This window comes from Candidatus Fukatsuia anoeciicola (assembly GCF_964059965.1).
Lineage (GTDB): Bacteria > Pseudomonadota > Gammaproteobacteria > Enterobacterales > Enterobacteriaceae > Fukatsuia > Fukatsuia anoeciicola.
The window spans coordinates 991,891-1,005,256 of sequence record NZ_OZ060923.1 but is presented as its reverse complement, the minus strand read 5'-3'; the positions used below and the strand labels follow the sequence as shown (position 1 = coordinate 1,005,256).

The window sequence follows — 13,366 nt, the reverse complement described above, 5'->3', positions numbered from 1 at the left end:
TATTAAAGTAATTTTAATCTTGCACAATATTAAAATTACTTATTTATTAGTATTTTATAAGCATGTGTAGATATAAAAATAAACTTTAGTATTATAAATACTAATGTTTTTTAACATAAAAATACTATTTATATGATAGTTAAAATAAATTAAATTATATTTAATATGTAATAGACTTTTAATCATAACAGGTATCGTTTAATATAATTATTTTAAGTGATAACTATTAGGTAGTATTAATAGTTATTATTCATTTTTATAATAAATTTATATAGTATTTATTATGTATAAAATAATAATAAGTATTTTATCTATTTTTATAAAGTATCTTAAAAAGCTTATTAATTATAATAGGTGTTATAATATACAAGTATTAATCATTAAATATTATGTGTAGTAATAAATTTTAGGGCTCTATCTATACGAGTAAGTGTCCGTTGCTGACCAATAGTATAAACAGTTATGTCTATTGAAGGAGACTGACCACCTCCTGTAACTGCCACACGCAGTGGCATCATAATTTGTCTCATACCAATACCAGATGTTATTGTAATATTTTTTAGTACCTGGTGAATATTTTCTACATTCCATTCAGAAATTAAAGATAATTTAGTACGTAGTATTTCTAATGGTTTGCGATCTAATGGACGTAAATATTTTTTTGCCATATCTGCATCAAATTCCTTAAATTCTTCATAAAAATAGCGGCAAAAGCTAGCCATTTCTTTCAATGTTTTACAGCGTTTACCAAGCAACTTAATAATTTCAACTAATGATGGTCCATTACTAGTGTTAATACCTTGTTTTTTTATATGCCAAGAGAGATAAGTTGCGATATTTTCTGGTGGAAGATGATTAATATAATAATGATTTAACCATAGTAATTTTTCATTATTAAATGCGCTTGCAGATTTACTAATAGCATTAAATGTAAATAATGTTTTCATTTGTTCTAGAGAAAAAATTTCTTGGTCATTATGAGACCATCCTAAACGTACTAAGTAGTTTAGTAAAGCTTCTGGTAAATATCCATCATCACGGTATTGCATAACGCTAATAGCACCGTGACGTTTTGATAATTTTTTACCATCACTTCCTAGAATCATTGATAAATGAGCGTATTTAGGTATTGGAGCCTTTAAAGCGTTTAGAATATTAATTTGACGTGGAGTATTGTTAATATGATCTTCGCCACGAACTACGTGGGTAATTTCCATATCTAAGTCATCAATAACGACACAAAAGTTATAAGTAGGAGAGCCGTCACTACGACGAATAATTAAATCATCTAATTCCGAATTACTAACTTTAATTAATCCGCGAATTTCATCTTTAAAAATAACAGATCCTTCTTGTGGGTTACGGAAACGTACTACTGAACATTGTTCTAAATTATGCTGATTATTACGACAATAGTTATCGTAACGTGGTTTTTCTCCTTTAGCTATTTGCGCTATACGTAATGCTTCAAGGCGCTTCTTAGAGCAATAGCACCGATAGGCTTTACCGTTTTCTAACATCTGATTAATCATGCTATTATAACGATCAAAGCGTTTAGTTTGCAAATATGGGCCTTCATTCCAATCTAAACCCAACCAATTCATGCTATCAGTAATTATATCAATAGCTTCTTGAGTTGAGCGTTTTTTATCAGTATCCTCAATCCTTAATACAAATTTACCATCTAAATGACGAGATAATAACCAAGAATATAGTGCTGTGCGGACACTACCTACATGTAAGTAGCCAGTAGGACTAGGAGCAAAACGAGTTTTAATTTTCATTTAGATGCCTTATTACGCTACGTTCTATCAGTGCATACTGACTTATCTTAAATAGAATTAGTTAATATTCTACTATTTTATTTTAATTACTTAATATTACTATTATTTGTCACATATTTGTAGATACTAATTAATAATAACGTTGCAATATGATAACTAATTTGTTATTAAGAATAGTTTTTGTTTTAAAAATGTTGACTCACTTATAACTATCCTTATAATATAATCCTGACAGTATAATAGGGCGATTAGCTCAGTTGGTAGAGCATCTCCCTTACAAGGAGAGGGTCATCAGTTCAAATCTGGTATCGCCCACCAAAATATCTTTTTGGGTCGTTAGCTCAGTTGGTAGAGCAGTTGACTTTTAATCAATTGGTCGCAGGTTCAAATCCTGCACGACCCACCAAATTTTTAATTAGCTATTCTTATCTGACGATAGGAATAACTTATGATTAAATTATCTTAAAAAATTAAAATTATTTTAAATAAGTTATCCTAGTCTATAAGTATAATATTTAATAAATACATGTTACCTATTAAATTATTTATATCTATATTTTTATTCGATCTCTTCGTATAAATACTTTATTATTGACTAATTAATTAATTTAGACTGTACCTCCGACTGTTAAATTATCTAATTTTAATGTAGGTTGCCCAACACTTACTGGCACACTTTGCCCTTCTTTACCACAGATACCAACGCCTTTATCTAAAGCTAGATCATTACCAACCATTGAAATCTGTTTCATTACCTCAATGCCAGAACCAATCAAAGTTGCACCTTTTACGGCATCAGTAATACGCCCATCCTTAATTAGATACGCTTCTGAGGTTGAAAATACAAATTTTCCCGAAGTAATATCTACCTGACCACCACTGAAATTTGGTGCATACAAACCATAATTTACGCTGGTAATAATTTCTTCTGGTGTTGATTTACCAGCTAACATATAAGTATTTGTCATTCGTGGCATTGGTAAGTGAGCATAGGATTCACGACGACCATTACCTGTTGGTGCTACACCCATTAAACGTGCATTCAGCTTATCCTGCATATAACCCTTTAAAATACCATTTTCAATAAGAATATTATATTGACCAGGAACACCTTCATCATCTATAGATAGTGAGCCACGACGATTTGTTAAGGTGCCATCATCAACTATTGTACAACAAGGAGAGGCAACAAGTTTTCCTATTTGGCCACTAAATACTGAATTACCACGACGATTAAAGTCACCTTCTAAACCATGTCCTACTGCTTCATGTAATAGTATACCTGGCCAACTTGAACCTAAGATTACTGGCATTGTTCCTGCTGGAGCTGCAATAGCCGAAAGATTAACTAGAGCTATCCTAACAGCCTCTTTAGCAAAAAAATCAGCACGTATTTCGCCATCAATTGATTCAAAAAAATAATCATAACTACAACGACCACCACCACCACTAGTACCACGTTCTCGTTTACCATTTTCTTCAATCAATACACTTACTGATAAACGTACTAATGGTCGTACATCTGCAGCCAGTGTGCCATCAGTAGCAGCAACTAAAATTAATTCATAAACTCCAACTAGACTAGCACTAACTTCCTGCACTCGATGATCTTCCTTGCGAGCAATTTTATCCACATGGTGTAGCAAAGCAATTTTATCTTTAGGTGATAAGCTTTCTAGTGGATTTAATAATGGGTAACGCTGACAATAAATAATTTCTTTTAACTGATGAACTTTACTATTACTATTATCACTAACAATACTACGTGCTGCTTGTGCGCTTTGCTTCAATGCATTAAGGGTTATTTGATCTGTATAGGCAAATCCAGTTTTTTCACCACTAATTGCTCGCACTCCAATACCTTGGTTAATATGATAAGAACTATCTTTAATAATATTATCTTCAATTACCCAAGCCTCGTAATAGCACGATTGAAAATAAAGATCAGCATAGTTAATATTTCGTTGATTTAATTGTTCAAGTACTAAAAATAAATCTTGATGATTTAATTTATGAGCAGCAAGCAGCTGCTCACTAACAAAAGTGAGGCTCATATTTTAATTACTCTTAATTGTATTTTTGTAAAATTATACTAATATGATACATGATAAATATATATATAAATATATGAGAACCATGAATATTAAGTAACATAGAATTCAACAGGTTATACAAAAGTTATGTTAGATTAATAACTATTAAGTATGCTATTAAATATTAGGACTTTTCTAATATAGTACTAAATTAAAATAGAACATTTATCATTTATATATAAATAAATTACTCTTGATAATAAAGCAATTTTATCCTGTATTTATTAATTTATTAGTTATAGTTTCTATTATTAGTGGTATATTAAACTATCTGTTTTTTAATATATCACTTATAGTATAGAGGTATAAACTAGAAGATCATTTGCAGGATAATTATAATAGAAACATGTAATTTCATATAAAATTTTATAAGATACTATTTCTAGAAATTTAATTCTGCCGCAACCATAATAGTTTAGATAATAGTAATATAAAACATATTCAATACTTTCATGTATATGTTTATAAATAATTGTACTAGTCTTAGCTGTGAAATACTATTAAAGATAGTTTTTGTATAATATTTACTTAAAATTATTTTAAAACTTATAATATCTTGGCAATTATTTTGGCTTTTCATATTGATAAAATCAATATTAGTACTAAAAATAGTTTTATTAAGATTACGTTGCCACATAAAGATACTGCTATTATATTAATAGTAGTTATATTAATGAATATTTAGTTTCATTTTTAATATTATGATAAGCAAAATAAGTTAATTGCTGTATAATACTCTAATTTTAATCATATCATAATAATATATTTAGTAGTAAATTTTATTAAAAGATTGTATATTAATTTAAAATTAACTTAAATACGATTAATTTTCATAGTAACAAAATCGCATAGAATACGTTATTTAAGTAATAATTTTTGAAAAAATGCATTAGATTTACTGTGCTATTTTCTCTAAATTAATATTATTAAAAACTAACTATATTTCTGATAATACTCAACTAACAAAATCTTTATAAATGTTATCTACTATACTTTTAACCCTATGCTTAATATAAATTTCTTATATAATACCATTATTGATATAAGCTACTTATGTTTCATATACAGTAATATTAATTAATAATTTAGTAGTTATATAATTTTCTTATAAATCTGATATAATAATATTATTACTAAATAAATCAATGCTAGAGCTAACTAAGAAAGTAAAACATATATATTGTTTAAGCTAAGCATAAATCTATAAGATTATTGCTAATAATAAATATGATTAAATATTTAAAACCATATTTATTGCAAGGAATTCATGGCATTATATTATTTTAAATTAATAGTATATTTATTATTAAAATAATTATTTTACAATATTTTGTTTGTAATTATGAAATATTATATTTTTTCTAGCTATAAATGCTTTAATTTCATTTTTTTATTAGCTATTTAAAAGTAATTTACTATCTGCTAGATAATATCTAGCACCAATGATATATTACTATAATAATTTTTTTATATTATTAATATAGATATTAGTATTACTTAATACATACTACGATACTAAATTATAATTATAACTATTTTTCTATGGTGATCACTATAATATTATTACATAAGACTTGAATTAATAATGAGTAAGTAGTTTTTAAAAAAATATTATGTAAATTATTAATTTACTAATAATTATTATTATCTGACTAATATTTCTTAATTGCTAATAACGAGTTAAATAATATAAGTACTATTATTCTACTTATATTAATAATAATTTGATTACTATAGAAATTAGTACTATTATATATTATTTATGCTACTATTTTATATTCATTCTAATGTAGAATATAAGTCAGTGATTCATGCAAGTAAGTATTATTATATTTAAATTATTTTAGTGGTTATAAGTCAATATTATTAAGCAATAAATCTTAACTTAATATACTATTTTAGGTTTGATTTACTATTTTATTATTGTTATTTTAAAAAGGTTATCTAATATAGATGTAATTTATTGGTAAAAAATAGAAAGGGTTTTAGTTAAGGTGCTATATAAGTTCGCGTCTAATAATATTTTATATTTACTTCTTATGATAATATCTATTATTTATTAATAAAAAAATTGCTACCATAGATATCTATCATTTCTAGTATCTTATTACCATTATAAGTAACAGAAGTTATTAGATCTATAGCAACTTATAACAGTAATCCTTGGTTCTTTTTTAAATAAAAAATATAAATATATAATAGATATTATTACTGGTAAATACTCATATTATGCTTAAAAACTTCATACTAATTATAATAAAATAATATTTATCTTAATTAGTATTAAATTTTTAATATTAATTAATATTTCCTGTAAATTTTTAAGAATTTTATTGGAATTTAAAGTAAAAATACTAAGTATCCCTTTAGGTAAAATTATGACCATTTACTTTAATTTTTAACGCTTATTAATTAGAGTAATATAAATTCATATCATACTTAATACATTTGATTTTTTCTTTATTAATCAAGAAACTATAATTACTACGTGCATAATTAATAATAACTTTATTAAAACGATTACCATTAATACGTACTAAAGAAAAATAAATTACATTATTAAATAAAATAATAATTACTTTAGTTGTACTGCTACTGATATCAATATCATTAAGATAAGAGTTTTAGAAGTAAACTAATCTGGCATTAATCGTACAGTTATTAATTCTTTAATTAAAAATATTTTAAAGGTATAAGTTCTTATATAGATTTCTAGATATTATAGCATCTAATTTAAGTAGTATTTATAAGTATATATATTAGATATAGGTACTTAGATATATAAAGCAATTATTATAACTTATTTAATAAACATTATGATATTTTAGTCATAAAAAATAGCAATTGTATTATTTTTTATTGGATAGATCATGGTAATATTACTAGGGTTTATCCTGACATCTGTTTTGTTTATATCATGCATCTATTATAATTTTAAATAGTTAGCATGATTCTATTAAATTATAACTATAGAAAGTTTATTAAGTAAAATTTTTTTTATTTAACATAAACTATAATATTAGTAGTACTTAAATAAATTAATTAGTTGCTAGAAACATATTATGAAATTTATTAAATATAATAAAAGATATTTTTGTAAGCTTAAGTCTAAATAATCCATCTAATTTATTGATCGTGCATAACGAGTAATAAAGTTTTAATGTAATTAAAATGTATATTATTAAAGTCCTATTTATTTTACATATAACTTAGTATAATATAATATATTTAATATTTTTATTTAAAGGATAGAACTTGTGATATATTATCATCTAATAATTAAATTAGTTTACTAGTAATAGTTTAGTTTTAAGCTCTTATAATATAAATAGTTACAAAATATTTTACTTTAATTTTTTATGTTATACTTAGGTTACATGTTAAACCTATATAATTTTTTTATTAAAATCTTAAATATTCCTTTATTTAGTCTAAAAATATCATATTAGTATATGATTATAAGATCATCTCCATAAAATGCGCTGATATACTAATATTTTTTCTCTAATGAATATAAAACGTATTAGGTATAAGTAAAATAATTACTAATTATTCCTAGATAATCACTGATACTAATATCAGTTATATATTTTATTTTTATAAGACTACATTAAAAGCAACTATCTATCTAATTTCTATACTATAAATTAACATAATTATATTAAATTTTAATCTAAATTATTTTATTTATTCTAATAATTATTAAAAAGTAAACAATAGAAACTATTTTAATAATTAAAAAAATAATTTTAATACAATAACAAATAAGATATTTTGCCAAAAATTAAAAGTTTTTTATTACATAAATTAAAGATCTAATTATTTTAAACATTAGTATGGAAATAAATAAATTTCTTATTATATTTATAATTAAGAATAAAAATATAGTATCAAAAATAAGATATAGTTATCATTATAATTTTTATTATATTAATATTCTTAACCACAAGAATATTAGGATTAAGTGTTACGATATTTGCTGTTTAAACCAACTCTCTAAAATACAAGCTGCCGAAACAGCATTTATACGTTTTTTATTTAGTGCACGATAACCATTATTTGTAAATAAATAAGATCGTGCTTCTATCGTACTTAACCTTTCATCATGTAAAATAACTTTTATACTAAATCTCTCATGTAGACAGTTAGTAAATCTGCGTGCTTTTCTAGTTAATGGTTGTTCTGTTCCATCCATATTTAATGGTAATCCTACTACTACTAAATCCGGTTGCCATTCTTGTAATAATTTTTTAATTTGCTGCCAATTAGGAATACCTTCTTGTGCCTTAAATGTAGTTAAACCTGTCGCTGTACCAATAATTTCTTGACCAATAGCAACACCAATATTTTTAGTACCAAAATCAAAACCTATAATAGTACGATTAACCATTAGTTTTATCCTACTAGTTACTTGCAATATATCTTTCTATAGCATCCATCAACATACCTGTAATAGATATTAAAGATTTTGCTTCAATTTCTCTAATGCAAGTAGGGCTAGTAACGTTAATTTCAGTAAGACGATCACCAATAATATCTAAACCAACAAAAATTAATCCTTTTTCTTTTAATAACGGTGCGACAGTATGTGCAATTTTCCAATCACTATCACTAAGAGGGCGCACTTCACCACGCCCACCAACTGCTAAATTACCTCGCGTTTCGCCTTGAGCAGGGATTCGCGCTAAGCAATAAGGCACAGGTTTACCATCAACGATTAGTACACGTTTATCGCCCTCTTCAATTGCTGGTAGAAAATTTTGTACCATACAGAAACGGTGTCCCTGTCTAGTTAAGGTTTCAATAATTACTGATAAGTTAGGATCTTTAAGTTTCACGCGAAAAATAGAGGTCCCACCCATACCTTCTAATGGTTTTAATATGATATCCCCATATTTCTCATGAAATTTACGGATTTGTTTTGTGCTTCTAGTTACCAAAGTATCTGGTGTTAAATCAGGAAACCATGTAGTAAATAACTTTTCATTACAGTCACGTAAACTTTGTGGTTTATTAACTACTAAAGTACCTTTCATTTCTGCTCGCTGTAAAATATAGGTAGCATACATAAATTCATTATTAAATGGTGGATCTTTGCGCATTAGAATAACATTAAAATTATGTAGTGATTGATCCTGCTCATCCCCAAAACTATACCATTTGTTATAATCATCTTTAACATTAATTATGCGAGTATGAGCACGCCCCTCATCGTTACGTAAATAGAGATCATTAATTTCCATATAATATAATTGCCAGCCCCGTTTTTCAGCTGTAAGCAACATCGCAAAGCTACTATCTTTTTTTATGTTGATTAATGATATAGGATCCATCACAATACCAAGCTTAATCATTTTTTTCCTTATAATTTAGATCACCAAAACGTAATTGTAATGCAGTAATTGCAACGAGCGCTGCAGTTTCTGTACGTAAAATGCGTGGTCCTAATAGAATATTAGTAAATCCATTACGTACAGTCATAGCAATTTCATCAACGGATAAACCACTTTCTGAGCCAACTAACAGGCGAATATTATTTATTGATGGCATTAGACTATTAATGCTTTGATTAGTGTATGGATTTAGATTTAACTTTGTACTGTTACTTTTTTGTTGGCACCAATCAGAAAGTAACATGGCAGCACGAATTTCAGTAATGGTATTACGACCACATTGTTCGCAAGTAGTAATAGCAATATTTTGCCACTGCTGTTTTTTTTTTCTAAGCGTTTTTTATTAAGTTTGACTCCACAACGTTGTGAAAATAATGGAGTAATTATGTTAACACCTAATTCAATAGATTTTTGAATAGTAAATTCCATCTTTTCACCACGAGATATAACCTGTCCTAAGTGTAATTTTAAAGGTGATTCACGATCCTCTACTTTAGCAGCTTCAAGCTGAACAGAGACATTTTTTTGATCTATATAGATAATATTAGCAGTAAAAACTTGATTACTGCCATCAAATAAATGCAGAGTTTGTCCAACAGACATGCGTAATACACGACTAACATGCCGGGCAGCATTACTATTAAGTAATACCTTACTATAAGGGGATAATAATAAGGGATGATAAATACGAGGTATATGCATATATTTTGCCCTAGTCAATACGGGGTAAGCTAGCTATATATAAAATTTTAATTACCTAAACTTAAGCAATATATATTTTACATTAATATTTATATAAGTTAACTATATATTATTAATCCTAAACTTTAGGAATTTACTCTATTGTTTAGAAGTGCATAATTAATAATAATTGCTCATATAAAATAGTTATTAATACTAGCACTATAAGTATAATTTAGTAGCTAAGTCTTTTATTTTTAAAATTTATTTTTATCATATATTAACCTGTATTTATCCATCTTAATATTAATTAATTAATATTTTGTACTTCATTATAGTTAATTAGTTAACTAATTATAATTAGTTTTCTGTAAATATATTTTAATTAAATAATAATTAATATAAATATTCTATATTATACCGTATTATATTTTAACTACTAAATAAACCTAAATAACATTACTTGATTTAAACTAAAATCTATACATGATATTTTATTATTTTAATTAAATTAGATCATAAATTAAAAATTAAATCAAAAAACTTAAGCTATTATTAATAGTTATATTAATTAAACATAATATTATAAAATAATAATAAATATAAAATTATAAAATATAATGATATTAAGTTACTTAATTAGGCCTAGTATATAATAAAAAATCTAACATTAGTATATAATACTATATAACAGTATATGATAGAAAATCATTAAAATTATTTATAAATTAATATGGTTATCATTTCTTTGTTGCTGTTTCTACTATTTATCAGTTATGCTATGTGAAATTATAATACCTAATTATTTTTAATATAGGATTAGTTGCTATCATGCAAGAGCAGTATTGTCCAAAAGATATTGAATCATATGTACAACATTATTGGCAACAACAACAGACTTTTAAAGTAACTGAAGATAGTAGCAAAAAAAAATATTATTGCCTTTCAATGTTTTCCTATCCTTCAGGATATCTTCATATGGGGCATGTGCGTAATTATACTATTGGAGATGTTATTTCTCGTTACCAACGTATGCTTGGTAAAAATGTATTACAGCCTATAGGTTGGGATGCATTTGGCTTGCCAGCAGAAGATGCAGCAATAAAAAATGAAACCACTCCAGCACTATGGACTTATAAAAATATCAAACATATGAAGGATCAATTGAAGTTATTAGGTTTTAGTTATGATTGGGATCGTGAAATCATTACTTGCAAACCAGATTACTATCGTTGGGAACAATGGTTTTTTACTCAATTATATCAAAAAGGGATGGTCTATAAAAAAAATGCTGCTGTTAATTGGTGTCCATATGATTTAACCGTATTAGCTAACGAGCAAGTAATTAATAATTGTTGTTGGCGTTGTGATAGTAAAGTAGAGCGCAAAGAAATTCCACAATGGTTTATTAAAATTACTAATTATGCCGATCAATTACTTGATGATCTAGATAAACTAGAAAGTTGGCCAAAACAAGTAAAAACTATGCAACGGAACTGGATTGGTCGTTCTACTGGAGTGGAAATTATCTTTAATGTTATTGGTAGTAAAGAAAAATTAACTCTCTACACTACAAGACCAGATACTTTTATGGGCGTAACCTACGTGGCAGTTGCAATAAATCATCCTCTATCTTTACAAGTTGCAGCAATAAACCCTTCCTTAGCTAAATTTATCGATCAGCATTATAATACTAAAGTTTCTGAAGCTGAAACTGTAACGATGGAAAAGAAAGGTGTAGCGACTGGTTTGTATGCTATTCATCCTTTAAACGGTGAAAAATTGGCTATTTGGGTTACAAATTTTGTACTAATGGATTATGGTACTGGTGCAGTTATGGCTGTACCAGGTCATAATCAGCAAGATTGGGAGTTTGCCGTTAAATATAATTTACCTATAAAAACTGTAATTTTAGTAGCTAATAACCATCAAATAGATACAAGCAGACAGGCAATAACTCAGAAAGGTATTCTATTTAATTCTAATGAATTTGACGGTCTAAATCATAAGGATGGTTGTAACGCTATTACGGATAAATTAGTATCCATTGGTGTTGGACGGCGAAAAATTAACTACCGCTTACGTGATTGGGGTATTTCCCGTCAGCGTTATTGGGGTGCTCCTATTCCTATGATTATGTTACAAGATGGTAGTATAATACCTATACCTGCCAATAAATTACCAGTAATTTTATCAGAAAATGTAATAATAGATGAAACTAGTAGGTTAATTAAAGTAGATCAACAATGGGCTAAAACTAAGATAAATGGTTTTTTAGGTTTTCGTGAAATAGATACCTTTGATACTTTTATGGAATCATCTTGGTATTACGCACGCTACACTTGTCCACAATATAATGAAGGAATGATAGATCCTGCTGCTGCTAACTACTGGTTACCAGTTGATCAATATGTTGGAGGTATTGAGCATGCTATTATGCATTTAATGTATTTTCGTTTTTTCCATAAATTAATGCGTGATGCTGGTTTTGTTAACTCTGATGAACCAGCAAAACGTTTATTATGTCAAGGAATGGTATTAGCTGATGCATTTTATTATCTAGTTGATAATAGTAAGCGAGTCTGGGTTTCTCCTACCGATGCAATTATTGAACGTGATAATAAAGGTCATATCGTTAAAGCTGTTGATAGTAATGGTCATCAACTTATCTATGCCGGCATGAGTAAAATGTCGAAATCAAAGAATAATGGTATTAACCCAGAAATAATGGTTAAAAAATATGGTGCGGACACTATTCGTTTATTTATGATGTTCGCAGCACCTGCTAAGATGACTCTAGAATGGCAAGAATCAGGCGTTGAAGGTATTAGTCGCTTTTTAAAACGTATTTGGCGACTAGTTTTTTATCATCTTAAAAAGGGTGCTCCTCAATCATTAGTTATCTCTGACTTAAATAATTCACAAAAATCTTTACGTTATGATCTTTATAAAACTATTAGTAAAGTTACTGATGATATTGGTCGTCGTCAAGCATTTAATACTGCTATTGCGTCAATAATGGAATTAGTGAATCAATTAGAGCGTACATCACAAAATACTGAACAAGATCGAGCATTAATGCAAGAAGCATTACTAGCAGTAGTACGTATGCTTTATCCATTCACACCACATATTTGTTTTATCTTATGGAAAGAACTAAAGGGTACAGAAGATATCGATAGAGTACCTTGGCCGATTGTTAAGCAAGAAGCAATGGTTAAAGTTTCAAGATTAATAGTTATACAGGTAAATGGCAAAGTACGTGGTAAAATTACGGTAGTTACTGATGCAACCAAACAACAAATTTGTCAAATTGCCACTCAAGAATATTTAGTAGCTAAATACTTAGAGGGAGCTACAGTACGTAATATAGTCTATGTCCCAGGTAAATTACTAAATTTTGTTATAGATTAAA

At 26.9% G+C, this 13,366-nt stretch carries 6 protein-coding genes, 2 tRNA genes and 1 pseudogene; 3 read left to right on the top strand and 6 right to left on the bottom strand.

Going from position 1 to position 13,366, the window contains the following annotated elements; translation table 11 throughout:
- Positions 1-380: 380 nt before the first annotated feature.
- On the bottom strand, positions 381-1,784 hold the full coding sequence (gene gltX, locus AB4W73_RS03185; RefSeq protein WP_367680388.1) for a glutamate--tRNA ligase: 1,404 nt from the start codon (positions 1,782-1,784) through the stop codon (positions 381-383).
- Positions 1,785-2,026: 242 nt separating this feature from the next.
- On the opposite strand from gltX, the gene AB4W73_RS03180 reads away from it, so the two are divergent.
- Positions 2,027-2,102: transfer RNA gene (locus AB4W73_RS03180), tRNA-Val, on the top strand.
- A gap of 12 nt (positions 2,103-2,114) precedes the next feature.
- Positions 2,115-2,190: transfer RNA gene (locus tag AB4W73_RS03175), tRNA-Lys, on the top strand.
- A 202-nt stretch (positions 2,191-2,392) separates the two neighbouring features.
- Here the strand turns inward: AB4W73_RS03175 and tldD are convergent.
- The 5 genes and pseudogenes from tldD to rsmE form a co-directional block, all read right to left on the bottom strand.
- Positions 2,393-3,838 (bottom strand): metalloprotease TldD, encoded by a 1,446-nt coding sequence (gene tldD, locus AB4W73_RS03170; protein ID WP_367680387.1) that lies wholly within the window; start codon positions 3,836-3,838, stop codon positions 2,393-2,395.
- A gap of 2,447 nt (positions 3,839-6,285) precedes the next feature.
- Complete coding sequence (locus AB4W73_RS03165; protein WP_367680774.1) at positions 6,286-6,477, bottom strand: rod shape-determining protein; 192 nt, start codon at positions 6,475-6,477, stop codon at positions 6,286-6,288.
- A gap of 1,367 nt (positions 6,478-7,844) precedes the next feature.
- Positions 7,845-8,267, bottom strand: coding sequence for a Holliday junction resolvase RuvX (gene ruvX / locus AB4W73_RS03160; protein ID WP_367680386.1), 423 nt, complete (start codon positions 8,265-8,267; stop codon positions 7,845-7,847).
- Between the two features lie 13 nt (positions 8,268-8,280).
- Positions 8,281-9,231, bottom strand: coding sequence for a glutathione synthase (gene gshB, locus AB4W73_RS03155; RefSeq protein WP_367680385.1), 951 nt, complete (start codon positions 9,229-9,231; stop codon positions 8,281-8,283).
- Positions 9,224-9,972 (bottom strand): annotated as a pseudogene (rsmE, locus tag AB4W73_RS03150) (16S rRNA (uracil(1498)-N(3))-methyltransferase). Before rsmE ends, gshB begins: the two are co-directional and overlap by 8 nt.
- An 810-nt stretch (positions 9,973-10,782) precedes the next feature.
- On the opposite strand from rsmE, the gene leuS reads away from it, so the two are divergent.
- Positions 10,783-13,365: a leucine--tRNA ligase gene (gene leuS / locus AB4W73_RS03145; RefSeq protein WP_367680384.1), complete on the top strand. Its 2,583-nt coding sequence runs from the start codon at positions 10,783-10,785 to the stop codon at positions 13,363-13,365.
- Position 13,366: the final 1 nt, after the last annotated feature.